This window comes from Dankookia rubra (genome assembly GCF_004355005.1).
In the GTDB taxonomy this organism is placed as follows: domain Bacteria; phylum Pseudomonadota; class Alphaproteobacteria; order Acetobacterales; family Acetobacteraceae; genus Paracraurococcus; species Paracraurococcus ruber_A.
Genome location: NZ_SMSJ01000034.1, coordinates 25,509 through 49,083, shown reverse-complemented (window position 1 = coordinate 49,083; position 23,575 = coordinate 25,509). Strand labels below are relative to the sequence as shown.

The 23,575-nt window shown below is 68.0% G+C and carries 19 protein-coding genes; 13 read left to right on the top strand and 6 right to left on the bottom strand.

All coding sequences use genetic code 11. The features are described from left to right. The first annotated feature begins 13 nt into the window (after positions 1-13). Positions 14-478 (top strand): surface-adhesin E family protein, encoded by a 465-nt coding sequence (locus E2C06_RS21070; RefSeq protein ID WP_133290592.1) that lies wholly within the window; start codon positions 14-16, stop codon positions 476-478. A gap of 137 nt (positions 479-615) precedes the next feature. Continuing rightward, entirely contained in the window at positions 616-981 is a 366-nt protein-coding gene (locus tag E2C06_RS21065) for a response regulator (RefSeq protein WP_165982530.1), read from the top strand. Between the two features lie 3 nt (positions 982-984). On the opposite strand, the gene E2C06_RS21060 is transcribed toward E2C06_RS21065, so the two are convergent. From E2C06_RS21060 to E2C06_RS21050, 3 genes are all read right to left on the bottom strand, one after another. Beyond that, positions 985-1,956, bottom strand: coding sequence for a Bug family tripartite tricarboxylate transporter substrate binding protein (locus E2C06_RS21060; protein ID WP_133290590.1), 972 nt, complete (start codon positions 1,954-1,956; stop codon positions 985-987). 23 nt (positions 1,957-1,979) lie between these two features. Continuing rightward, entirely contained in the window at positions 1,980-3,215 is a 1,236-nt protein-coding gene (locus E2C06_RS21055) for a mandelate racemase/muconate lactonizing enzyme family protein (protein ID WP_133290589.1), read from the bottom strand. A gap of 122 nt (positions 3,216-3,337) precedes the next feature. Beyond that, complete coding sequence (locus E2C06_RS21050) at positions 3,338-4,498, bottom strand: MFS transporter (protein WP_133290588.1); 1,161 nt, start codon at positions 4,496-4,498, stop codon at positions 3,338-3,340. Positions 4,499-4,607: 109 nt separating this feature from the next. Here E2C06_RS21050 and E2C06_RS21045 point away from each other — a divergent pair, with 109 nt between their 5' ends. After that, complete coding sequence (locus E2C06_RS21045; protein WP_133290587.1) at positions 4,608-5,252, top strand: DUF47 domain-containing protein; 645 nt, start codon at positions 4,608-4,610, stop codon at positions 5,250-5,252. Between the two features lie 5 nt (positions 5,253-5,257). Further along, a complete protein-coding gene (locus tag E2C06_RS21040; protein ID WP_133290586.1) occupies positions 5,258-6,259 on the top strand; it encodes an inorganic phosphate transporter in 1,002 nt (333 codons plus the stop codon). 141 nt (positions 6,260-6,400) lie between these two features. Here the strand turns inward: E2C06_RS21040 and E2C06_RS21035 are convergent, their stop codons facing one another. Genes E2C06_RS21035 through E2C06_RS21025 form a run of 3 tightly spaced genes read right to left on the bottom strand, consistent with a single transcriptional unit; the run spans position 6,401 to position 10,444 of the window. Next, positions 6,401-7,687, bottom strand: a complete 1,287-nt coding sequence (locus E2C06_RS21035) for a cystathionine gamma-synthase family protein (RefSeq protein ID WP_133290585.1) — start codon at positions 7,685-7,687, stop codon at positions 6,401-6,403. Positions 7,688-7,732: 45 nt separating this feature from the next. Further along, positions 7,733-8,341, bottom strand: a complete 609-nt coding sequence (locus E2C06_RS21030; RefSeq protein ID WP_133290584.1) for a cysteine hydrolase family protein — start codon at positions 8,339-8,341, stop codon at positions 7,733-7,735. A 60-nt stretch (positions 8,342-8,401) separates the two neighbouring features. Beyond that, positions 8,402-10,444, bottom strand: coding sequence for an NAD(+) synthase (locus tag E2C06_RS21025; RefSeq protein ID WP_133290583.1), 2,043 nt, complete (start codon positions 10,442-10,444; stop codon positions 8,402-8,404). A gap of 844 nt (positions 10,445-11,288) precedes the next feature. On the opposite strand from E2C06_RS21025, the gene E2C06_RS21020 reads away from it, so the two are divergent. From E2C06_RS21020 to E2C06_RS20980, 9 genes are all read left to right on the top strand, one after another. Further along, a complete protein-coding gene (locus E2C06_RS21020) occupies positions 11,289-13,562 on the top strand; it encodes a class I SAM-dependent methyltransferase (RefSeq protein ID WP_165982529.1) in 2,274 nt (757 codons plus the stop codon). 156 nt (positions 13,563-13,718) lie between these two features. Beyond that, positions 13,719-14,738: a glycosyltransferase gene (locus E2C06_RS21015; RefSeq protein WP_133290581.1), complete on the top strand. Its 1,020-nt coding sequence runs from the start codon at positions 13,719-13,721 to the stop codon at positions 14,736-14,738. Between the two features lie 44 nt (positions 14,739-14,782). Continuing rightward, positions 14,783-15,889 (top strand): class I SAM-dependent methyltransferase, encoded by a 1,107-nt coding sequence (locus tag E2C06_RS21010; protein ID WP_133290580.1) that lies wholly within the window; start codon positions 14,783-14,785, stop codon positions 15,887-15,889. A 27-nt stretch (positions 15,890-15,916) separates the two neighbouring features. Next, a complete protein-coding gene (locus tag E2C06_RS21005) occupies positions 15,917-17,101 on the top strand; it encodes a class I SAM-dependent methyltransferase (RefSeq protein WP_133290579.1) in 1,185 nt (394 codons plus the stop codon). 167 nt (positions 17,102-17,268) lie between these two features. Further along, positions 17,269-19,377 (top strand): acetate--CoA ligase family protein, encoded by a 2,109-nt coding sequence (locus E2C06_RS21000; protein WP_133290578.1) that lies wholly within the window; start codon positions 17,269-17,271, stop codon positions 19,375-19,377. A gap of 1 nt (position 19,378) precedes the next feature. Beyond that, positions 19,379-20,884, top strand: a complete 1,506-nt coding sequence (locus E2C06_RS20995) for an acetyl-CoA acetyltransferase (RefSeq protein ID WP_206664623.1) — start codon at positions 19,379-19,381, stop codon at positions 20,882-20,884. After that, a complete protein-coding gene (locus E2C06_RS20990) occupies positions 20,884-21,660 on the top strand; it encodes an enoyl-CoA hydratase-related protein (protein WP_133290576.1) in 777 nt (258 codons plus the stop codon). Before E2C06_RS20995 ends, E2C06_RS20990 begins: the two co-directional genes overlap by 1 nt. A 10-nt stretch (positions 21,661-21,670) precedes the next feature. Further along, entirely contained in the window at positions 21,671-22,498 is an 828-nt protein-coding gene (locus tag E2C06_RS20985; RefSeq protein WP_133290575.1) for an SDR family NAD(P)-dependent oxidoreductase, read from the top strand. Then, positions 22,495-23,565 (top strand): SDR family oxidoreductase, encoded by a 1,071-nt coding sequence (locus E2C06_RS20980; RefSeq protein ID WP_133290574.1) that lies wholly within the window; start codon positions 22,495-22,497, stop codon positions 23,563-23,565. The genes E2C06_RS20985 and E2C06_RS20980 overlap by 4 nt, the downstream gene beginning before the upstream one ends. The last annotated feature ends 10 nt before the right edge of the window (positions 23,566-23,575 follow it).

The following is a 23,575-nucleotide window of genomic DNA, read 5'->3' as shown; positions in this document are numbered from 1 at the left end:
GGGCTATCCGATCATGATCCGCGGCCTGCCTGGCGCCCTGCCGCTGCTCCTGCTGCTTGGCTGCGCCCAGCCGCCGCCATTGCCGCCGCCTGCCGCGGTGTCCGAGCCGCCGCTCCTAACCCTGGCGAGGCGTGCCGAATGGCGCCCGATCGCCATCGACCGGCGGGGCGGGATCGCCGCGGCTTTCGCGGCCTCAGAGGCGGCACATTGGACCGAGGGGCTGCGGCGGGTCTGGATCGTGCTGAACCTGGCGGAGCCGATCCGCCTGCCGGAAACCGGTGGCCGCGCCCGCAGCGTCGCCTTCCTTGCGGACTACCGCTGCGCCGAGCAGTCCTGGCGGCCGGTGGAGGGCAGTTGGTACCGAGCCCCGGATGCTGAAGGTCTGGAATTCGAGGAGCGCCCGCGGCTGAGCGAGGAACGCGGCGTGCAGCCGGGCACGCTGGTCGCGGTTTTCCTGGAAGCCGCCTGCCGGCTGTAATCGATTTGGCAACGCCACCCGGAAGTTGAACCCGCGGGCAGGCGACTCAGGCTCCCCGGCGGCCCATTTTGCCGTGTGCAGCCGGGGTCCGTTTGTTTCAGCCGGGGCCAGGTGCGGGCGAGGGAATGAGAGCCATCATGCGGGTCCTGCTGATCGAGGACGACGAACTCGTCCGGAGTGCCCTGTCCGAGACGCTGGACGGCAACGGCTTCGAAGTCGACGGGCTGGCCAATGCGGAAGATGCGCTGATCCTGCTGGGTGCCGGCCAGGTGCCGGACGTTCTGGTGACCGATGTCAATCTCGGCCCCGGGCTGGATGGCTTCGACCTGGCGGAGCTGGCCCGGGCACGACATCCGGATGTCGAAGTCATCCTGATCAGCGGCACCACACCCGACTTGGCGCGCCGCGCCACGGGCCGGCACGAACGCTTCCTGCAGAAGCCCTTCGAGCCGGAGCAGCTGGCGGCCAAGATCCGTGAGGCCGGCGCGGAGCGCGGCGCCTGATCCTTATTGGTCTAGGGTGATCTTGTGCTCCCGGATCACCTGGCCGAGGCTCGTCGTATCGGCCCGGAGTTGGTTGCGGAAGGCCTGGGCGCCCTCGGTGCGCGGCTCGCCGCCCAGCTCTGCCACCCTCTGACGGACCGCCGGCTCCTGCATCACCTGGCGCAGGGCGTTGTCCAGGGTCGCCACTGCCGCGGGTGGCGTATTGCCTTGCACCAGTACGCCCTGCCAGGTGCCAGCATTCGGATGCGGCCAGCCCAGCTCGGCGAAGGTCGGCAGCGCCGGCAGGCTCGCCAGGCGATGCGGACCTGAAACGGCGATGCCGCGCATCTGTCCCTGGGTGACATAGGGCATCGACTGGGTCGCGCCGGCCATGGTCAGGTCGGCCTCCCCGCTGGTGACCGCCAGCAGGCCCGGCGCGCCGCCGCGATAGGGCACCTGCGTCATCTCGCCGCCCCAGGCCGCGGCCAGCGCGACGGAGACGAGGTGGGTCAGCGTTCCGGCTCCGGCATTGGCGAAATTCAGCTTGCCCGGATTGGCCTTCACATAGGCCGCCAGCCCCGCCGCATCCTGCACCGGCAACCCGTTGCGCGCCGCCAAAATATAGGGCGCGTAGATCAGCATGGTGACCGTTGCCAAATCCTTCTCGACGTCGAAGGGGAGCCGGCTGAACAAGAATGGGTTGGTCGCCAGTACGCTGACATCCAGCAGCAGCATGGTGGTGCCGTCGGGCGCGCTCTTCGCCACGTAGTCGGCGCCGATATTGCCACCGGCGCCGGTCCGGTTCTCGACCACCACGTTCTGGCCGACCAGCTTGCCCAACGGCGTGGAAATCAGCCGCGCCAGAATGTCGCTGGTGCCACCGGGGGCATTCGGGACGATGATGCGGAGCGGCCGGTCGAAGGTCGCACCGGGCGCTTGGGCCCGCACGACGGATGGCGCCGCCAGCGCGGCGGCAAGAAGGTGGCGTCTCTGCATGGTCTCTCTCCCGGTTCCCTTGTTCAGCCGCCGGGCTGCAGCGGCGTGCCATATTCGCGGATGGCCGCATCTTCGCGCCGCCGCACCTCCGGCAGCAAATTGGTCCCGAGGCCCGGCGCGGTCGGCGCCTGGGCCATGCCGCCCTTGATGACCGGCAGGTCGGTGACGAGGTCGCGGTACCAGGTGGCCAGCGTCGCCCGCACCACCTCCTGGAAGATCGCGGTCGGCGCATGGATCGCCAGTTGCAGCCCGGCTATCAGCGTTACCGGACCGGTGCAGTCATGTGGCGCCAGCGGCTTGGCGAAGGCTTCGGCGAGCGCGGCGATCTTCCGCCCCTCGGTCAGCCCGCCGCACCAGGCAAGGTCGAGCATCACGAAATCAACCGCCCCGGCTTCCAGCATCTGGCGGTAGGAGACGGCGCCGCCCAGCGTCTCGCTGCCGCAGATCGGCACCCGGGTCTGCCGCCGCAGGTCGGCCAGGGTCTGGAAGTCGCCCATCTTGGCAATCGGGTCCTCTGCCCAGAAGATGCCGAGATCCTCCAGCCCCTGGCAGATGCGGATGGCGGCCTGGGAGGACCAGAGGCTGTGCAGCTCGGCCATCACCTCGATGCGGTCGCCGACCGCAGCACGGATTTTGCGGAAGGGTTCGAGCCCCGCCTTCAGCTCGGGCAGGGTTATCATCTGGCCGCCGCTGGCCGCCGCCTGAATGTCGAGCGGCCAGATCTTCATGGCCGAATAGCCTTCCGCGAGCAAACTCTCGGCCAGGGCGCCGGCATCCCGCATAAAGGCGATCTGGTCGTCGTAGGGGCCGGCGGCGACGTCGGCGGCGCCAATGTCGCGCCGCCCGGCGGCCAAGCCCTTGGCCGTGCCGCTGTTGTATGCATAGCCGGCACAGGTGTTGTAGGTGCGGATCTCGCTTCGGCTGGCACCGCCCAGCGCCTCGTGCACCGGGATGCCGTGCCGCTTGCCCATCAGGTCCCAGAGCGCGAGGTCGACCGCGCTCGCCGCCCGCACCTCGGCGCTGGCACTGGCAAAGCCGAGATATGGGGTCATCAGGTGGCGGGAGACGGCCTCGATCCGCCGGCTGTCGCGGCCGACCAGCCAGGGTGCGACGGTCTCGTGCAGGACCGCTTCCACCGCCTGGGCGCCGCGGAAGCTCTCGCCGAGGCCGACCAGTCCCTCATCGGTTTCGATCTCGACCCAGATCAGGTTGGGTCGCTCGGCGATGCGGATGGTGCGGAGGCATTGGATCTTGGACATGGGGCTCGCTCGGCTTGAATGCTGTTATACCCGGCCATGGCCGGCCTGACGTCCAGGGTCGATCGGCATGCGCGCCGCCTCGGCACGGCCGCTGCGTGGGATCCGGCCTGCCCAGGTCGGCGCTACCGGCGGCGTGGCAAGGCGACGGCCACCGCCGCTGCGGCCAACACGAGGGCCGTCCCGCCATAAAGCAGCCAGGGTTCCAGCACCGGCAGCAGCAGCCCCGCGGCCAGCGGCCCTAGCCCGGCGCCCAGGTCCCGCCAGGTTGCCAGCCGTGCCAGGGCCGGGACCCGGCCCGGCCCGGGATAGGCGGCGGCGGCGACCGGTGCCGGCAACGGCTGCAGCAGGCCGCGCAGCAGCACCACCAGAATCGCCCCGGTCCAAAGCGCGCCGAGGCCGTTCAGCAGCAGCCCGGCCGCCGAGGCGAGCGAGACCAGCACCAGCAGCCGCGCCGTACCGAACCGCTCGGCCAAGGCGCCGGCAGGCGGGCCCAGCACGACCTCCGCTAGGTAGCGGAGTGCCAGTGCCGTCCCGGCCGCCAGCACCGCGCCTTCCGGCATGGCGCGGGCCGCCAGGACCGAAAGCCCAAGGATGAAGATCCCGTCGAGCGCGAAGCCCTGGACGAAGGACCAGACATCCAGCCGGGTTGGCAGGGCGAAGCGTGGTCCCGGCGACTTCACCGGCCCGCCGGCGCCAGTCGGGAGTCGCCAGGCAAAGGGCAGGGCGAGCAATGCGACTGCCGCCAGCACCAGGAAGACCGCTTGCGGCCCGGCCCGTTCCGCCAGCGCCGCCCCGCCGAGCAGCCCGACCATCGGCCCGGCCGAGATGATGGCGCGCGACTTGCCACTACGGCGGGCGGCGTTCTTTGGCTCGGCGGTGGCCAGGGCCTGGGTCGCGATGTTCATGGCGGCGAAGGAGAGGCCCCAGACCAGCCGCGCCGCCAGCAGCCACCAGATCCCCGGCAGCAGGGCATAGCCCAGGGAGGAGCCGGCCGCTCCGAAGGCGGCGACGGTGCAGGCTACCCGTGGTCCCTGGCGCTCGTAGCTGCGGGCGACGAAGCCGTAGCCGAGAATGCGGACCAAACGGTTGGCCGCCAGCAGCAAGCCGGCCTCGGCCAGCGTGACACCGAAGGCGGCCGCATTCAGCGGTAGCAGTAGGTACAGGACCGTATCGGTCGGCAGGGTCAGGCCGAGGACGATGGAGGCGTCGCGGGAGGCGATGTCGGCCCGATCCGGTTGGGCGGCGGGCAAGGGCGGTGTGGCGGCTTGGGAAAGGGAACTCATCCCCGGACCGTGCCGTATGAGCCAAAATGTGACAAACGGATGACAGCGTGCCTTGTCGCCCCGGGCGGTCGGGCTGCAAGACAATGCGAACCCCTGGGGACTGCGACTGATGATGACTTGGTTCCGCCGCCTGATGCCGCGCGAGGAGCGCTTCTTCGAGATGTTCGCCCGGCATGCCGATGCTGTCGCGCGCGGCGCCGTGGAACTGCGCGGCATGCTGGAGGGCGGCGCCGCGGTGCAGCGCCATTACCCCGCGGTACTGGCCGCCGAGGACGATGCCGATGCGGTGACGCGGGAGGTGGTGCAGGCGGTCCGCCGGACCTTCGTCACTCCCTTCGACCGCGGCGACATCCAGACCCTGATTGGCCGGATGGACGACACGATCGACCAGATGAAAAAAGCGGCGAAGGCCATCGTGCTATTCGAGATGACCGACTTCGACCCTGAGCTGCGCCGTATGGGCGACGCCATCGAGCGCTGCGCCACCCTGCTGCGGGAAGCCGTGCCGCTGCTCTCCGCCATCAGTCCCAATGCCGGCCGTATCAACGAGCTCTGCGAGCAGATCCGCCAAATCGAAGGCGAGGCCGACGATATCCACGATGTCGGTGTGACCGAGCTGTTCCGCCGCTGCCCACCCGACCAGGCGCTGCGCTTTATCGCGGCGCGTGAGGTCTTCGACCAGCTCGAGAAGATCGTAGATCGTTTCGACGATGCGGCGAACGAGATCGAGAGCATCGTGGTCGAGCACGTCTGACCCCGATGGACGCGCATATCGCCCTGCCGCTGCTCTACGGCCTGATTGCCGTTGCGCTGCTCTTCGACTTTCTCAACGGTTTGCACGATGCAGCGAATTCTATCGCCACCATCGTCTCGACCCGGGTACTGCGGCCGCAATATGCCGTGGTCTGGGCGGCTTTCTTCAACTTCATAGCCTTCCTGTTCTTCGGCCTGCATGTGGCGCAGACGATCGGCACCGGCATCGTCGACGTTTCGGTCATCGACCCGAGGGTGATCTTCGGGGCGCTGGTCGGGGCAATCGCCTGGAACCTCATCACCTGGGGCCTTGGAATCCCCTCCTCCTCCTCGCATGCCCTGGTCGGCGGCATCCTCGGCGCCGGTACGGCCAAGGCGGGGTTCGGGGCGATCGTCTGGTCTGGGCTGGGCAAGACGCTGTTCGCCATCGTGCTCTCGCCGACGGTAGGGCTGCTGCTGGCCCTGGTGCTGGTGCTTCTGGTCTCCTGGGCCTTCGCCCGCAGCACGCCCTTTGCGGTCGACAACACCTTTCGGCTGATGCAATTCGGCTCCGCTTCGCTCTACTCGCTCGGCCATGGCGGCAACGATGCGCAGAAGACCATGGGCATCATCGCCGTGCTGCTCTACTCGCAAGGCCTTCTGGAGGGCGCCTTCCACGTGCCGCTCTGGGTGGTGATGTCGTGCCAAGCGGCGATGGCGCTCGGTACGCTGTTCGGCGGCTGGCGGATCGTCCACACCATGGGTTCGAAGATCACCCGGCTGACCCCGGTGCAGGGCTTTTGCGCCGAGACGGGTGGAGCGATCACGCTGTTCATGGCGACTGAGCTAGGCGTTCCCGTTTCGACCACCCATACCATCACCGGAGCGATTATCGGTGTCGGGGCCGCACGGCGGGTCTCGGCGGTACGTTGGGGCATCGCCGGCAACATCGTCGTCGCCTGGGTCGTAACCCTGCCGGCAGCGGCGCTAGTTGCGGCTGGGGCCTATTTGCTAGCCGGGGTCTTCTGAAGCGCAGCCAGATCGGGGAGGAAAAAGCATATCCGCCCCGATCGCCCGCATTGCTTTCCGTTTGCATGACATTTACCACGCGACCAGTGCCGACCCGCAAACATGGATGCGACGACTGCGGCAGGTAACGTTGTTCAAGCCTTAGGCGTCCAGGCTGGCAAGCGCCTGGGCGAGGTCAGCAATGAGGTCGTCCGGGTGCTCGATCCCGATGCTGAGACGGATCAGTCCGACTGTCACTCCGATCCGCGCCCGGGTTGCTTCCGGCACCCCGGAATGGGTAGTCGAGGCGGGATGGCTGGCCAGCGACTCGGTCCCCCCCAGACTGACCGCCAGCTTGAAGATGCGGAGCGCGTTGAGCACCTGGAAGGCCTCCGCCTGACCGCCGGCGATCTCGATGCTGAAGGTGGAGCCCGGGCCGCTGCATTGCCTGTCGTAGACCCGGCGTGGCGGGCTGCCCTCGGGCAGGTGGTTCAGGACATGCACTGCGCTGATCCGAGGATGCGCGCCAAGGAAGTCCGCCACCACCTCGGCATTCCGTGCCGCGGCCCGCATGCGCAGTGATAACGTCTCCAACGACCGTCCCAGCATCCAGCAAGAATGCGGGTCGAGCTGGGTGCCGATGGCGCCGCGCAGCAGCCGGATCGGGCGCAGCATCGCCTTGCTGCCGACCGCGGCGCCTGCGACCAAGTCGCTATGGCCGCCGACATACTTCGTCAGCGAGTAGAGCACCACATCGACACCATGCCCGAGCGGCTGCTGGAAGACCGGACCCAGCATCGTGTTATCGCAAGCGATGACTGGCCGGTGTCCTTGCGCCTCGCCGATCCGATCGGCCATGGCGCGGATCGCCGCCAGATCGACCAGGGTGTTCAGCGGGTTGGAGGGACTTTCGACCATCACCAAGCTGACCCGGCCGCGATCCATGGCGCGGGTCGCCGCGGCCTCGAGCGCCTCGGCGGAGGTTCCGTCCGAGAAGCCTTCGGAAGCGATGCCGAACTCGGCCATGCTTCGCGCTAGCAAGGTCTCCGTCCCGCCATAGAGCGGCTGGCTGTGCAGGATGGCATCGCCCGGCCGGGCATAGGCCAGGATGGTGGTGGCGATCGCCGCCATGCCGGAGGCGAAGACCAGCGCCGTCTCCGCCCCGTCCCAGACCGAGAGCCGGTCCTCGACGATCTCGCTGTTCGGATGGTTGAAGCGGGAATAAACGAGTCCGGCGCCGCCCTCCGGCGCCTCCTTCCGTCCGGCCACCACGTCGAAATATGCCTGGCCTTCTTCTGCCGAGCGAAAGGCGAAGGTCGAGGTCAGGAAAACCGGCGGCTTGACCGACCCTTCTGACAGGGCGGGGTCATACCCGTAACCCAGCATCAAGGTTTCCGGACTCAATCGATGGTTGCCGATCGTGGTGTGGTGGCTTCGGTCCTTGGCCATTCGGGCCTCCTGTCCACCCTTTCCAACGCGGCGCGGGCGGCGGCGTTAGCGCCAGGCGCGAATGATCTCCTCGACCGTCGCCGCTTCCACCTGCTGGCCATAACGATCCCGGTACAGGGTCAGCAGGGCGTCGTGGGTGTGGTCGGAGGAACTGCAGATCGCATCCGTCGCCACGACGACGCGGTAGCCGAGGTCGACCGCGCCCAGCACGGCGGCGAGGACGCAGACATCGGTCTCGGCGCCGCTGACCACCAGCGTGTCGATGCTTCGGGCCTGCAGGCGCCGATGCAGGTCGCTGTCCACCCAGGGGCTGTAGACCCGCTTGTCCACCACCTCGGCCGGCGGCGCGAAGCGGGCGAGGGAGGGGATCAACTCCACCGCCTCGGGCGGCAGCGCCGCCGAAGTCATGGACGCCCAGCGTTCCCAGTAGCGCCGCCAGGTGCCGTGGCCCTCGCCGGGGCGGTTGGCGGGTATGAAGCGAGTGAAGAGGGTGCGGTCTGGCCAAGCGGCAACTAGGCGTTCTACCACCGGCAGGACGCGCGTCATCCAGGGCGTGTGCCACTCGGTCTGGCCTGCGAACAAGGCCTGCATGTCGATGCAAAGATGCGCGCAGCTTGCGGTCAGCGGCCCGTTCTGCAAGCCTTCCTTCGGCATGGTAATCTCCCCGATGTGCCGCCCACCCAAACGGGCGGACGAACTTGGGGATGCCGCAGCTTACGCCTCCGGGACGTTCCTGCGCAGTTCCTCGATCCAGATCCGCGCATTACCGTCGGACGGAGCACGCCAATCGCCGCGCGGCGAGAGTGACCCGCCGGCAGCGACCTTCGGCCCATTCGGCATGGCGCTGCGTTTGAACTGGCTGAAGCCGAAGAAGCGCTGCAGGAAGATCTCCAGCCAGTGGCGGATGTCCTTTAGCGGATAGGCGATGCGCTTCGCCTCCGGGAAATGCGGCGGCCAGTGGCCGCGCGCAACATCGCCCCAGGCTCGCAGCGCAAGGAAAGCGATCTTCGACGGGCGGAACCCGTAACGCAATGTGTAGTAAAGGTGGAAATCCTGCAGGGCATAGGGGCCGACCTTGGCCTCCGTGCTTTGAATTGCCTGGCCCTCGGTCGCCGGGACCAACTCGGGCGAGATCTCGGTGTCCAGGATCGCAACCAGGGTCTCGCCGACCTCAGCGGAGAACTGGCCGGAGGCAATCACCCACCGGATCAGGTGCTGGATCAGCGTCTTCGGCACGCCGGCATTGACATTGTAGTGCGACATCTGGTCGCCGACGCCGTAGGTGCACCAGCCCAGCGCGAGCTCGGAGAGGTCGCCAGTGCCGAGCACGATGCCATCGAAGTAATTAGCGGCGCGGAACAGGTAATCGGTGCGAAGGCCTGCCTGCACGTTCTCGAAGGTGATGTCGTAGACGGGCTCGCCGCGCGAATAGGGATGGCCAAGATCGGCCAGCATCTGCCGCGCCGCCGGCTTGATGTCGAGCTCGTGCCCTGTGACGCCGAGCGCCGCCATCAGCTGGTGCGCATTGCCCTTGGTGTCGTCCGAGGTAGCGAAGCCAGGCAGGGTATAGGCGACGATATCGGTGCGCGGCTTTCCCAGCAGGTCCATCGCCTTGGCGGCGACGATCAGCGCGTGGGTCGAATCCAGGCCTCCGGAGACGCCGATCACCAGCCGCTTGATATGCGCCGCCTCCAACCTCTGGGTCAGGCCGGCGACCTGGATGTTGTAGGCTTCGTAACAATCCTGGGCGAGGCGTTCGGGGTTGGCGGGGACGAAGGGGAAGCGCTCGATCGGCCGCTCAAGGCCAAGGTCGGCGTCCGGCGGGTCCAGCCGGAAAGGGATGCGGCGGAAGCTGGCCGCTGCCGGAGTGTTGCGGCGGTTGTCGTCGAAGGTGCCTTGGCGCATGCGTTCCTGGCGCAGCAGGTCTAGATCTACATCGGCGATGGCATATTGCGCGCCGCGCGGGAAGCGGGCGGTCTCCGCCAGCAGGGCGCCGTTCTCCCAGATCTCCGCCTGGCCGTCCCAGGCGACCTCGGTGGTCGATTCGCCGGCGCCTGCCGCGGTATAGGCATAGGCCGCCAGGCAACGGGCGCTCTGCGACTGGCAGAGCATCCGCCGCGTCTCCGCCTTGCCGATGGTGATCGGGCTGCCGCTGATGTTCAGCAGAACGGTGGCGCCGGCCAGCGCGGCGGAGCCGCTCGGCGGGATGGGCACCCAGAAATCCTCACAGATCTCGGTATGGAGGATCAGACCTGGAACATCCTCCGCCTCGAACAGCAGGGCTGTGGCGAAGGGGGCGGTTGCACCGGCGAAGCAAATGTCGCCTGCCGGGGCGCCATCGCCCGCAGCGACCTGGCGCTTTTCGTAGAACTCCCGGTAAGTCGGCAAGTAGGTCTTCGGCACCACGCCGAGCAGCCGGCCGCGATGGATGACCATTGCGACATTATACACCCGGCCGGCATGGCGCAGCGGCGCGCCTACCACCAGCACCGGCCGCAGGATGCGGGAAGCCTCAAGTAACGTTGCTGCTGCCGCCTCGACTGCGTCCAGCACGGCGTCTTGCAGCAGCAGATCCTCGATCGAGTAGCCGGAGAGGGCGAGTTCGGGGAAGGCCGCCACCGCCGTGCCGCGGGCATCGCATTCGCGCGCCACCTCTAGGATCACCGCTGCATTCGCCGCCGGATCGGTCAGAATGGTGCGGATGGTGCAGGCGGCGATGCGGGCGAAGCCATGGCGGTAGAGGGACTCGAAGCGCATCGGGAACCCGGAGTTCGGGGTTGCGGGAGACGGCGGATGGGCGCCCGCCGCTTGAACAGCCGCAGTCTAACGCACCACCGCGTGCAGCGGCCATCCCGCGGGCCATGCAGGTGAGGCGCGACATGGACGCGAAGGGTGGTGGCGCATCAAGCCGAGAGGCCTTGGCTCAGCAACGCCACGGCCTGCTTTTCCGCTGATGGTCTTTACCTAGTCGCTTTTTCGAACCTTGTGGAGCAAAGGAGCAGCTTACGGGACCGCCTTGTCCTGCCCGAAAAAGGTCGGAGGCATGACCGTCTCGCATAGTTCAGAAACGTCGCTAGAAACCTTATATAATTGCGCTCGAGGCTGAACGAACGACATCGTGTGTCATGTTTCGTCGGTTCCCAGCCGGGAACACGTACGGACCAGGCACGTATTCGATCCGTTCCAAAAATATAATACTGCCGTGAGTGTAGTTCAGGACTGTCGAAGCTGCCTGGACAGGGGCAACCCGCCTTGCGTACAGAACATAATGGGGTGGCTTCGCAGGCGCAGCAAAACACTCACTGTGTTGTGAGGTCTGTTGAATGGCAGGATTGTCCTGTGGCGCAAGCGGAGAACCCAACCAGACGTTGGGCAGAAGCGGGGATTTGGTGCGGTGGCTATTATCCGGCAGCAGGACTGCGCGGAATTCTGGTTTTGTGCAGAGCGATGAAGGCCTCAAGAGGCCGTTCCCGGGACATCTCGGCGATGGCGGAACGAAGTGTGGATGCTTGTCCAGCTTACGTAAGCTGGCGTCGTCCCGAAGCGGAGCCGAGGCCGATGGCTTGGCATGCATGACGGACCGGCAGGCGGAGAGAGCGTGATGGATATCAATCTCCCGGCCCGGACCCGCCACGAATTCGCTTTGGGCGGAATCGATATCGGCCCGGAGGTCGACTGGACGCCGGAGCCGCAGGCCCCCACCGCATGGCACGAACATGTGCCTTTTGCTTTCTGGCTGGTGAAGGCCCTGCGGCCTCGCAGCATTGTCGAACTCGGCCCGGCCAGTGGCGTCGCCTATGCGGCCTTCTGCCTAGCGGTCGAACGGCTCGGCCTGGCTGCCCGGTGCTTCGCCGTGGAGCGGGCAGCGGAACTGCCCGGCCGGCCGCGGGAGACGGTGACCCGCATCGGCTCCGTCCGGCAGGATGGCCGCGGCCGTGCCTTCTCCACCCTGCTGCGCATGCGGCCGGAAGAAGCACGGACGCATTTCGATGCGGGCGAGGTCGACCTGCTGCATATCGATGGCACGCAGGACTCCGAAGCCGTCGCCGGCGCCTTCCAGCTGTGGCGGGAGGCTGTGTCGGACCGGGGCGTCGTCCTGTTCCATGACACCAACCTGCGGGATCGCAGGAATGGCGTCTGGCGGATCTGGCGCGAATTGCAGGCGGCGCATCCTCATTTCGAATTCCTGCACGGCCATGGGCTTGGCGTTCTGGGCCTGGGCCGCAACCTGCCGGAACCGGTCGCCGCCCTGTTTGCCACTGGCAGCCAGCCCGAGGAAGCCTTCGCCATCCGCCGCTTCTTCGCCGCGCGCGGCGAAGCGGTGCGTGACCGCTTCCTGGTGCGGACTTTGGAAGCTCGCCTGGCTGGCGCCGAGGAAACCGCATTCGCCGACCGCGACGCCGCGGTGGCTGAGCGGGACGAGGCGCGGGCGAGGGCGCAGCAGGCGGTCGCCGAGCGCGACCGCTTGGCCGCCGAATGCGCCGCCGCGCGGGCCGAACGCGACGCGACCCTGGCCGATGCGCAGCATGCCCGGGCACTGCGGGAGGCGATGATCCATTCAACCTCCTGGCGTATCACCCGGCCGATGCGCGTCGCGGTAGGGCTGGCGCGACGGGAGCCGAGCTACGTCGCCCAGGTGAAGCGGGTTCTCGGCCGCGGCGCGCCGACGCCCGGCGCCTTGCAAGCCCCCGCGGTGCCGCTGCTGGAGGCACTGCTGCCCTCCGGCACCCCGGTGGCATCCGATGCACATGCCTATGTCTCTGCCCGCCTGCCGGCGCCGCTAGCCACCTTCCCGGAAACGGACGCACCGCGTCGCCTGACGCTGGTGACTGACAGCATCAATGCCGGCCACCTGTTCGGCGGAGTTGGCACGGCCGTGGGGCTCGCGGCGCTGCTGGCCCGGCGGCTTGACGTGCCGTTGCGCGTGGTGACGCGAATCGAGCCGCCGGAGCCGCGCAACTTTGGCACTGTGCTGAACGCACATGGCATCCGCTACGACGGCAACGTGGAATTCCTGCATTCCGGTCACGGCCGGAACGTGCCGATGGGCCCCGAGGACCTGCTGCTCACGACTTCCTGGTGGAGCACCTGGGCGGCACTGCGCGCGGTACGACCGGACCGCATCCTTTACCTCCTGCAGGAGGATGAGCGGATGTTCTACCCCGCCGGTGATGAGCAGCTGCGCTGCCGCGAGGTGATGGATGACACCCGGGTACGCTTCATCATCAATACCGCGGCGCTGCGCGATTACCTCGTGGCCGACGGCGTACGCGGCGTGGCCGCCGACAGCATCGCCTTCGAGCCGGCATTTCCCGAAGGCATCTATCACCGGGAAGCTCAGCCGATCCGCGACAAGCGCCGCTTTTTCTTCTACGCCCGGCCCAACAACGACCGTAACCTCTTCCTTCGTGGGGTGGAGGCGGTAGCCGCAGCGATCGAGCAAGGCGTGTTGCCAGCTCAGGATTGGACCTACCATTTCGTCGGCAAGGACATCCCCCGCATCCTGCTGCCGGGCGGCATCCAACCGGAGATGTCGCAGAACCTGCCCTGGGCCAGCTATGCCGCGCTGATCCGCAGCATTGATGTCGGCCTGTCGCTGATGTTCACACCACATCCCAGCTACCCGCCGCTCGACCTCGCGGCCAGCGGAGCGGTGGTGGTGACCAACCGCTTCGGACCGAAGGTCTCGCTCGACCATTATTGCCGCAACATTCTCTGCGCAGAGCCTTCGGTCGAGGCGCTGGTGGCGGCCCTCGGCGACGCCGCGGCGCTGGCGCAGGACGAGCCGCGTCGCGAGGCGAACTACCGGGAGGCGCGGATCGGTCGGGACTGGGAGGCGGCTTTCGCGCCTGTCCTCGACCACATCGCTGGCTGAGCCATGTTCCTGAACGGCCCCGCCCCGGTTCGCTACAGCGACCCCTGGGCGCAGAGCTTCGCTTCTCGCCTCGCTGCCTTGTCGCGCGGGGCGCCGCGCGTTGCCTACTTCTACGAGCGGCCGGATACCAGCACTTTTCGTTATCGGTGCTTCAACATGATTGAATCCCTCGGTCTCGCTGAACCCGGCATCGGCGCCGCCTGGTTCAGCGCCGAGGAACTGGAATGGGCCGACCGGATCATCGACCGGGCAGACACGATCGTCGTCTGCCGGGCCCGCTATACCCCGGCCTTCGGCCGGCTGATCGCTACGGCCAGGTCGCGCGGCCGCCGCGTGCTGTTTGATGTCGACGACCTCATCTTCGATACCCGCTTCACTCACATGGTTATGGATACGCTCGACCAGAACACGACGGAGACCGACCTCGATTTCTGGTTCGGCGTCATGGCCCGCATCGGCGAGACGATGCGGCTCTGCGACGGCGTTATCCTCACCAACGATTACCTCGCCCGCCGCGCCACCGATTTCTGTGGCCTGCCGAGCTGGGTTGTGCCGAACTTTCTGAACGGGGCGCAGCTCGACCTCTCGGCCCGGATAGTCGAACGCAAGCGAGCCTCCGGCTGGCGCCGCGACCAGCGCATCCATCTAGGGTACTTCTCCGGCACGCCGTCGCACAACCGCGACTTCGCCATCATCGCCGACACGTTGGCCGAGCTGCTGCACCGCGACCGCCGGCTGGTGCTGCGGATCGTCGGTTTCCTCGAGCCCAAGGGCCGGCTGACCGGCCTAGCCGATCGGCTCGAACGCTTTCCGCTGCAGGATTTCATCAACCTGCAGCGCCTGATCGGCGAGGTCGAGCTGAACCTGGTGCCGTTGCAGGACAACACTTTCACCAATTGTAAATCCGAGCTGAAGATCTTCGAAGCGGCGATCACGGGTACGATCAGCGTCGCCTCCCCATCGTTCACCCTGAAGCGCGCCATCAATGAGGGCGAGACCGGCTACCTCGCCCCTGCCTACCGCTGGGAGGAGGTGCTGCTGCGGGCGATTGACCGCCTCGACGATTACGCGCGCATGGCGGAGGCAGCGGTTGCCGCGGCCGAGGAGCGGTATGCGCCGACGCGCCAGGCCAAGGCGATCACGGACGCCGTGTTCGGCGAGCGCGCGCGGGGCTGAGGCGGAGCGCGTCGGGACGGAAAGGAAGGGTGGGGAAAGCCCGAATGATGGATGCTTCGACCGTACCCGCCGAGCTCGATGTCGGCAACGACGGCGAGCGGATGATAGTCGCCAACATCTGGCCTTATTGGGCGCATCTCGCAGTCTACCACTTTGCCTTGCCTTTCGCGGTCGGTCGCCGCGTGCTCGACGCCGGCGCCGGCGAGGGGTATGGCGCCGCCTACCTTGCGCGCGGTGGGGCGAGGGCGGTGCGCGCGCTCGAATTCAGCCCGGAAGCCGTGCGCCATGCCCAGCGCCGCTATGCCGATCTGCCGGTGAGCTATGAGGAAGCCGACCTCAATCGGCCACTGCCCCTGCCGAATCGCAGCATCGACCTCGTCTTCAGCTCGAACGTCTTCGAGCATATCGCCCGTGTCGACGCGCTTGCGGCGGAGGTTGCCCGCGTGATTGTGGAGGATGGCATGGCCATCATCGCGGTGCCGCCGATCACATGGGCGGCGGCGATGGAGGCGGACATGCGCAACCAGTACCACGTGCATCATATCCCGCCGTCGGCCTGGGAGGCGAAGCTGCGACGCTTTTTCTCGGATGTGACGCTGCATGGTCACCGCGGGCGCGGCATCTACGCCTCCAAGGAGCGCGAGCGGGAGGAGATGGCACTGGCGCCGCATCGCGTGACCATCCGCGAGACCGACTTCGAATTCCCGGTCACTTCGGCCGAGGCCATGGAGAGGGATGGCGACTCGATCACGGCCATCTTCGTCTGCCGGGAGCCGCGCCTTGAAGCCCTGCCTGAGACGATTGCCGAGCGAACCCCGGCCGAGTGGTGCGAAGGCGCGGTCGCAGCACGGTTGATCGCGTCGGAGCGCGCCGAGGCACAGCGACAGGCGGAGCGCGCTTCGGCGGAGACGTTGTCCGCCGCGCTCTCACGTGCGGCGGCCGCCGAAGCGGCGTCGGCTGCTGCTGCCGCAGATGAAGCGCGACTGGCTGCTGTCGCCGCAAGCGAAGCGCGACTGGCTGCTGTCGCTGTATGCGAGACGCGGCTGGCTGCTGCCGCTGCAAGGCTTGCAGCGATTGAGGCTTCGACCACCTGGCGCATGACGGCGCCGCTTCGTCGCCTCGTCACCCGTCTGCGCGGCCTCGCTGGCTGACGCACATTCTGGAGACTTTCCGTAACTATGGACCAGCTGGGTTCGGCACGGACCGGTATTGACCGATACTGGTGCGATAGCAGCGGCATCTACCTCGAAGGTTGGGTGCAGGATGACACTGCCCGAATCGAGGCGGTGCGAATCGCGGCCGGCGAGCAGGCCTGCGACATCCACGCGTTCATCCCGCGTGGCGAGCCGGCCGGTGCTGTGGGTTTTCGTGCCTACCTCCCCTGGCGGCCCTCGGATCCCCTGACCCTAGAGGTGCGAGCCGCGGGCAATTCGGTGCGCCTGCCGGTCGTGCTGCCCGCAGGGCCAATTCCCTCCGCGCCCTGGTCGAATGCTGCCGCTGCACCGCCACAGACTGGCATCTTCGGTGCCGCGGAGATGGATGCCGCTTTCAATGTCATGCTGCAGGAGGCCAACGCGAAGAATTTCACGGTCTGCGAGGTTGGTTCGCGCAACGTCAGCCCCGGCGCGACCACGAAGCGGACGCTCTTCCCCGGTGCGGCGCGCTACATCGGCGTCGACGTGCATGCCGCCGACAACGTCGATCTCGCCGGGGACGCCCATTACCTGGACGAGCTGGTAGGCGAGGCATCGGTCGACCTAGTGTTCTCCATCGCGGTGATGGAGCATCTCTCCTTCCCCTGGCTCTTTGCCGCTGCGGTGAACCGCGCCCTGCGGCCCGGGGGCCTGACCTTCCACATGACCCACCAAGCCTGGCCGATCCACGAGGAGCCGAACGACTTCTGGCGCTTCTCCGACAACGGGCTGCGGGTTCTGTTCGGGCCCGACACGGGATTTGAGGTACTGGCGGCCGGCCTGCACGATCGCGCCTACATCCACCCGGAGGAACGGCGGGACGCCTTCGCGGGCGTGACGTTTGCTCCCTGCTACACCCACGTCTTCATCCTGGCCCGGAAGGTGGGCGATGTCGCACCCGATTCGGTGCGATGGCCGGTGGACCGGGAGGCGGCCGAGCTGCTCGCCAGCCAGTACCCGCTTCCACCCGGGGCTGCGCCGTTGCCGCCGCGGGTAAGGCCGCCCGCGGCGCCTCGCGCCGCTCGGCGGCCAAGCGAGGATGCTCTGGCGGCCGCAATGCAGCGTGCGGCCACCGCGGAGGCGCAGGTGTTGGCCTTGGAACAGTCCACCTCCTGGCGCATGACAGGGCCGTTGCGCCGGATGGTCAAACGATTGCGCGGCGCTCGCTGATCGCCGCGATATCCGGCACGCATAGACAATCCGCCGGGATCGCGCTTCGCTGGAGCAGGAGAAGGTGGGCGCCTGGAAGCAGCCCCCCCTGAGCGGAGGAAGTCCATGCGTGCCAATGCCGCCAAGGCCGGGCGAAGGTCGTGCGCCCGGCTGTCAGGACCTGAGGCATGAGCGACGCCACGCTGGGCAGCCTGTTCCGGGCGCGGTCCGTCGCACTGGTTGGCGCCACCGACCGGTCCATCTGGTCCACTGCGGCCTTCGCCAATTTCGAGCGGATTGGCTTCACCGGCCGGGTGCATCCGGTCAGCCGCAAGGGCGGCATCGTGCACGGCCTGCCAGCCGCGCCCGCTTGCGCCGCAATCGGGGAGCCGGTGGATGCGGCGCTGCTGATGGTGCCGGAAGGCGCCATCGCCGAGGCCCTTGCCGACATGAATGCCGCCGGAATCCGCAATGCCGTGGTGCTGACCTCGGGCTTCGCCGAAATCGGCGCTGAGGGCGCGGCGAAGCAGGATGCCTTGGTTGCCGCAGCGCGGGCCGAGGGGGTCACGCTGCTCGGGCCGAATTGTCTCGGCTTCATCAACTATGCCGACCGCGTGCCGATCTGGACCACGCAGCCGCCCATGCCGGTGATCCAGGGCGGCGCCATCGGCATCGTCTCGCAGAGCGGCGCGACGGCCGGCTTCATCGCCGCCTTCGCCCAGCGCCAAGGAATCGGCCTGTCCTATCAGGTCTCCACCGGCAACGAGGCGGACGTGAACGTCGCCCGTGTGGTCGACTTCCTGGTCGACGACCCGACCACCAGGGTGATCGGACTGTTCCTCGAGACCGTGCACGACGCCACGCTGCTCGCCGCCGCTGCGCGACGGGCGTTGGCGGCGGACAAGCCCATCGTCGCCATCAAGATCGGCGCCAGCGAAACTGCAGCCCGCGCGGCCGAGGCGCATACCGGGTCGCTGGTCGGCGACGACCGGGTCTTCGATGCGGTCTGCCGCCAGCTCGGCATCATCCGCGTAGCCTCGATCGAGGATCTGGTCTTCACCGCGGCGTTGCTGGCGCGGCTCGGCCATGTGCAAGACCGTCGGCTCGGCTTGGTTTCCATCTCCGGTGGAGTCTGCGAGATGGCTGCCGATCAGGCGGAACTCGCCGGCGTCGCAGTGCCGCAGCTGGCGCCAGGGACGCAGGCAGCGCTGCGCCAGGTCCTGCCGGCCTTCGGCACGCCGAACAATCCGCTGGACGTCACCGGCGGGGCAATGCTCGACGCCTCGATCTTCGCCCGCAGTCTGCCGGCCTTCGGCGCCGATCCCGCGATCGGCCTCGTCGCCTGCTTCATGGACGTGCCCGACACGCCGGAGGAGATCGCCGGCTATCGCGGCGGCATCGTGCGGCAAATTGGCGAGGGCTTCCGCGCCTCCGGATGTCCTTCGGTGATGCTCAGCGTGCTGTCTCGACCGGTGACGGAGGCCGGCAGGGCACTGCTCGAGGAGACCGGCATCACCTATCTCGGCAGCGGCGTGCAGCACGGGCTCGGAGCCATCGGCCGCGCCTTCGCCTGGGCCGAGCAGCAGGAGAAGTGCGTCCCGCGACCGCCCGCCGCACCCGACCAGGTAGCCGAACGGCCGGCGAGCGAGCATGCGACGCTCCGCTTCCTCGGCGCGCGCGGCGTGCCGGTGGTGCCGCTGAGCCTGGCGCGCAGCGCAGCCGAGGCGGTGACGGCGGCGCTTGCGCTGGGCGGCCCGGTGGTGCTGAAGGTCGCCTCCCCCGATATCGCCCATAAATCCGATATCGGCGGCGTGCTGCTGAACCTCAAGGGCGAGGAGGCCGTGGCTGCCGGCTGCGATCGCATCATGGCCAGCGTCCGCGCCGCGAAGCCGGAGGCGGCGATCGATGGCGTGCTGGTAGGGCCGATGCGATCTGGCAGCGCCGTGGAGCTTTTCGTCGGCGTGCTGCGCGATCCGCTCTGGGGCCCCGCGATCGCCGTCGGCCTCGGCGGCATCTGGGTCGAGGCATTGCGCGATACCGCCATTCGCCTGCTGCCGGTTACGCCGGATCAGGTGCTGGAGATGTTCGCCGAACTGCGCGGCGCGAAGCTGCTCGACGGCTATCGCGGCACGCCAGGTATCGACCGGCGCGCGGCGGCGGACGCGGTGGCGCGCATTGGCGATGCGGCGCTGGCGCTCGGCCCGGCACTTACGTCGCTGGAGGTCAATCCGTTGCGCGCCACGGCAACGGGCGTGGAGGCGCTCGATGCGCTGGCCATCTGGAATGAGGATGCCTGAAATGAACGCCGACCGCATCCCCGTCATCATCGGCGCCGGCGAGGTCACCGAGCGCCCCGCCGACCTGCTCCACGCGCGCGAGCCAGCCGCGCTAATGGCCGAAGCGTTGCGCCGCGCCGCCGCCGATGCCGGTGCGCCGGACCTGCTGGCGGCGCTCGACAGCCTCGACATCGTCAATTCCGTCTCCTGGCCCTACGGCGACCTGCCGGCGGCGCTGGTCCGCTTCCTCGGCATGCGGCCACGGCGCCTGGTGTACGGGCCGGTCGGCGGCGAGAGCCCGGTGCGGCACATGCACGAGGCGGCCAACCGCATCGCCCGCGGCGAGAGCATGGTCGCGGCCGTGGTGGGCGGCGAGGCGACGCATGCGGTGGGGCAAGCGCAGAAGCAGGGCGTGACCCTGCCCTGGACCGCACCCGACCCGAATTGGACAAGGACACGTGGGCGCGACTTCCTGCATCCGATGGCGGTGCAATTGGGCGTCGCCGATCCCGTCTCGGTCTATCCTTTTTATGAAAATGCGGTGGAGGCCTTCCTCGGTCAGACACCGGCGGAGGGACAGGCGGAATCGGCCGCGCTCTGGTCCGCATTCTCGGGCGTGGCCGCGCGCAATCCGGCGGCCTGGCTGAAACGCGAATATACGGCGGCGGAGATCAGCACGCCCGGGCCGAACAACCGCCCGATTGCTTATCCCTATACCAAGCTGCAGGTCGCCAACCCGATGGTGAACCAGGGTGGCGCGATCCTGCTGTGCAGCTTGTCGAAGGCGCGCGCGGCAGGTGTGCCGGAAAACCGGATGATACACCTGTGGGCCGGCGCTGCGGCAGTCGAACCGCGCGACTACCTGGCGCGCGACCACTACCACGAATCGCATGCCCAAAACGCTGTGCTGGACGCCTGCCGCGCTATCGCGGATTTGGAAGATGCCAGCTTCGAAAGCTGCGAGCTGTACAGTTGCTTCCCCTGCGTGCCGAAGATGGCGGCGCGGCGGCTCGGCCTGCCGCCCGGTATGGCGCCGACCACGACCGGTGGTTTGACCTTCTTCGGTGCGCCCCTGAACAACTACATGACCCATGCCGCGGCCGGGATGGTGCGCGCCTTGCGGGAGAAGCCGGGCAGCGCCGCGCTGCTGTATGGCCAGGGCGAGTTCGTGACCAAGCATCATGCGGTGGTGCTGGCGAGCCGTCCCCCGCGCGCGGTCCGCCTGCCGCAGGACTATTCCGTGCAGGCGGAAGCCGATAGCCGCCGTGGCCCGGTGCCGTCCTTTACGGTGGACGCGGCGGGCGAGGCGACCATCGAGACGTTTACCGTGCTGCACGACCGCGACGGCGCGCCGCACCACGGTGTGGTGATCCTGCGCACCGCGGATGGGGAGCGGACCTTCGGCCGCGTGCCAGGCACTGAGGCGGACACCATCGCCCTGCTGAAGCGCACCGACCGCACGCCGATCGGAACCCGGGGCATGCTGCGTCGCGCTGCGGATGAATTGCAGGACTGGAGCCCGAACTGATGACCGATGCCGTCCTCTTCGAGGTGATCGAGCCGCATATCGCTCTCGTCACCATCAACCGACCTGAGGCGCGCAACGCCGTCAACGCTGCTGTGGCCGCAGGTATCGAGGCCGCGGTGGAGCGAGTGGAGCAGGACCCGGACCTCTGGGCGGCGATCCTCACCGGCGCCGGGCCGCATGCCTTCTGCGCCGGCGCCGACCTGAAGGAAGTCTCGAAGGGCACGGCGGCTGGCCTTTCGACCGAGAAGGGCGGCTTCGGCGGCTTCGTCCGGGCTGCCCGCACCAAGCTGTGGATTGCCGCGGCGCAGGGCCATGCGCTGGCGGGCGGCCTTGAACTCCTGCTCGCCTGCGACCTAGCGGTGGCGGCGGAAACCGCCAGTTTCGGCCTGCCGGAGGTCAAGCGCAGCCTCGTCGCCGGGGCCGGCGGCGTCTTTCGCCTGCCACGCGCGCTGCCCAGGGCGATCGCGCTGCAGATGATCGCCACCGGTGAGCCGATCCCGGCGTCACGCGCCGCGCAATTCGGGCTGATCAATGCCGCCGTGCCGGCGGACAATGTGGCGGCGGCCGCGCTCGATCTCGCCCGCCGGGTCTGCGCCAATGCGCCAGTCGCGGTGAAGGAAAGCCTCGGCATCGCCCGCCGCGCCGCGGACCTGCCGGAGGCGGAGCTTTGGGCGTTGTCGCGCGAGGCCGGGCTGCGCGTGCGCGCCACGGAGGATTTTAAGGAAGGCCCGCGCGCCTTCGTCGAGAAACGCGCGCCGAAATGGGTCGGCAGGTAGGAGCAGTAGTATGGCAGGCAAGTTGGATGGCAAGATTGCGCTGGTCTCGGGATCCGGGCGCGGCATCGGGCGGCAGATCGCCCTGAAGCTTGCGAGCGAGGGCGCCCGCGTCGTGGTCAACGATCTCGACGACGGCCCGGGCAATGAGACGGTGGCCGAGCTTCGCGCCATGGGCGCCGAGGCGATCGCCTGCAACGGCGACGTGACGCAGGACGGCTTTGCCGAACGCTTCGTTGCTGCCGGGATCGACACCTGGGGCGGGCTCGACATCATCGTCAACAATGCCGGTTATACCTGGGACAACGTCATCCAGAAGATGACGGACGAACAATGGCACGCCATCCTCAACGTCCACCTGACCGCGCCCTTCCGCATCATGCGAGCGGCGCAGCGCTTCATCCGCGAAGCTGCGAGGCAGGAAGCGAGCGAAGGACGCGAGGTCTTCCGCAAGGTGGTGAACATCTCCTCCACCTCCGGCGTATTCGGCAATGCCGGGCAGGCGAACTATTCTACCGCGAAGGCGGGCATCCAGGGCCTGACGCGGGCCATGGCGAAGGAATGGGGGCGCTACAAGGTCAACGTGAACGCCGTCGCCTTCGGCCTGATCATGACCCGGCTGACTGAGGCACCGGCACATGGCGGTGCCACGATCGACATTTCAGGCCGGGAGATCGCCGTCGGCGTGCGGCCGGAGGTGCTGCAGACCGCGGAGAAGCTGATCCCGCTCGGCCGCGGCGGCAGGCCGGAGGAAGCGGCGGGGTCGGTCTACCTGTTCTGCATCCCGGAATCGAATTACGTCACCGGCCAGACCCTGGTCGTCGCCGGCGGGCGACCGTGACAGGCACCGTACTTGTCGCCGGCGCGCTCGGCCTGGTTGGTCGGGCGGCGCTGGCGGAGTACGAGGCAGGCGGCTGGAACATCGTCGCGCTCGCGCGGCGGAAGCCTGAGTTCGAAAGCCCGGCGCGCTTCCTTTCTGTCGACCTGACGGATGCGGAAGCCTGCCGCGCGGTGCTGTCGCCGCTGCGCGGCATCAGCCACATCGTCTACGGCGCGCTGTTCGAGAAGCCGGAACTCGGCAAGGGCTGGCTGGAGGCCGACCAGATCGCCACCAACGCGGCAATGCTGCGCAACCTGATGGATGCCGTGGAGCCGGGCAATCCGGGCCTGCGGCATGTCTCGCTGCTGCAGGGCACCAAGGCCTATGGCGTGCATCTCGGCCAGATGCCGATTCCCGGCAAGGAAGGCGCGCCGCGACACATCCATCCGAATTTCTATTGGGCGCAGGAGGACCTGATTCGTGAGCGCCAGGCGCATGCCGGCTGGGCATTCACCATCTTCCGACCACAGGCGCTGGTCGGCTTCGCCCTTGGCAGCACGATGAACATGCTGTCGGCCATAGGCGCTTATGCCGCCGTCAGCCGCGAACTCGGTGTGCCGCTGATATGGCCCGGTGCCGGTGCACGCTACACCGAGGCGACCGACGTCCGCATCCTCGCCCGCGCCATGCGCTGGGCGGGAGGGACTGAGGCCGCGGCAAATCGCACCTTCAACGTCACCAACGGAGATGTCTTCCTCTGGCAGGACCTGTTCCCGCTGGTGGCGAAGCGCTTCGGGATGGAAATGGGCGCGCCGCACCCGATGTCCCTGGCCGTGCTGATGGCCGACAAGGGCCCGGTCTGGCAGCGCATCGCGGAGAAGCACCGGCTCGCACCCTGGTCGCTCAACCAGCTTATCGGCGGTTCGTGGCAATTCGCCGATTTCGCCTTCGCGCGGCCGGGCCAGGTGGCTTCCATCCTGTCCACCATCGCCATCCGACAGGCTGGCTTCGCCGAGTGCATCGACAGTGCCGAGATGTTCGACTGGTGGCTCGCCGAGCTGCAGCGCCGCCGCATTCTACCCGCATAGGACACCCACC

Coding starts and splice junctions, on each gene's coding strand:
- E2C06_RS21070 (WP_133290592.1), top strand. CDS start 14: ATGATCCGCGGCCTGCCTGGCGCCCTGCCGCTGCTCCTGCTGCTTGGC.
- E2C06_RS21065 (WP_165982530.1), top strand. CDS start 616: ATGCGGGTCCTGCTGATCGAGGACGACGAACTCGTCCGGAGTGCCCTG.
- E2C06_RS21060 (WP_133290590.1), bottom strand. CDS start 1,956: ATGCAGAGACGCCACCTTCTTGCCGCCGCGCTGGCGGCGCCATCCGTC.
- E2C06_RS21055 (WP_133290589.1), bottom strand. CDS start 3,215: ATGTCCAAGATCCAATGCCTCCGCACCATCCGCATCGCCGAGCGACCC.
- E2C06_RS21050 (WP_133290588.1), bottom strand. CDS start 4,498: ATGAGTTCCCTTTCCCAAGCCGCCACACCGCCCTTGCCCGCCGCCCAA.
- E2C06_RS21045 (WP_133290587.1), top strand. CDS start 4,608: ATGATGACTTGGTTCCGCCGCCTGATGCCGCGCGAGGAGCGCTTCTTC.
- E2C06_RS21040 (WP_133290586.1), top strand. CDS start 5,258: ATGGACGCGCATATCGCCCTGCCGCTGCTCTACGGCCTGATTGCCGTT.
- E2C06_RS21035 (WP_133290585.1), bottom strand. CDS start 7,687: ATGGCCAAGGACCGAAGCCACCACACCACGATCGGCAACCATCGATTG.
- E2C06_RS21030 (WP_133290584.1), bottom strand. CDS start 8,341: ATGCCGAAGGAAGGCTTGCAGAACGGGCCGCTGACCGCAAGCTGCGCG.
- E2C06_RS21025 (WP_133290583.1), bottom strand. CDS start 10,444: ATGCGCTTCGAGTCCCTCTACCGCCATGGCTTCGCCCGCATCGCCGCC.
- E2C06_RS21020 (WP_165982529.1), top strand. CDS start 11,289: ATGGATATCAATCTCCCGGCCCGGACCCGCCACGAATTCGCTTTGGGC.
- E2C06_RS21015 (WP_133290581.1), top strand. CDS start 13,719: ATGATTGAATCCCTCGGTCTCGCTGAACCCGGCATCGGCGCCGCCTGG.
- E2C06_RS21010 (WP_133290580.1), top strand. CDS start 14,783: ATGATGGATGCTTCGACCGTACCCGCCGAGCTCGATGTCGGCAACGAC.
- E2C06_RS21005 (WP_133290579.1), top strand. CDS start 15,917: ATGGACCAGCTGGGTTCGGCACGGACCGGTATTGACCGATACTGGTGC.
- E2C06_RS21000 (WP_133290578.1), top strand. CDS start 17,269: ATGAGCGACGCCACGCTGGGCAGCCTGTTCCGGGCGCGGTCCGTCGCA.
- E2C06_RS20995 (WP_206664623.1), top strand. CDS start 19,379: ATGAACGCCGACCGCATCCCCGTCATCATCGGCGCCGGCGAGGTCACC.
- E2C06_RS20990 (WP_133290576.1), top strand. CDS start 20,884: ATGACCGATGCCGTCCTCTTCGAGGTGATCGAGCCGCATATCGCTCTC.
- E2C06_RS20985 (WP_133290575.1), top strand. CDS start 21,671: ATGGCAGGCAAGTTGGATGGCAAGATTGCGCTGGTCTCGGGATCCGGG.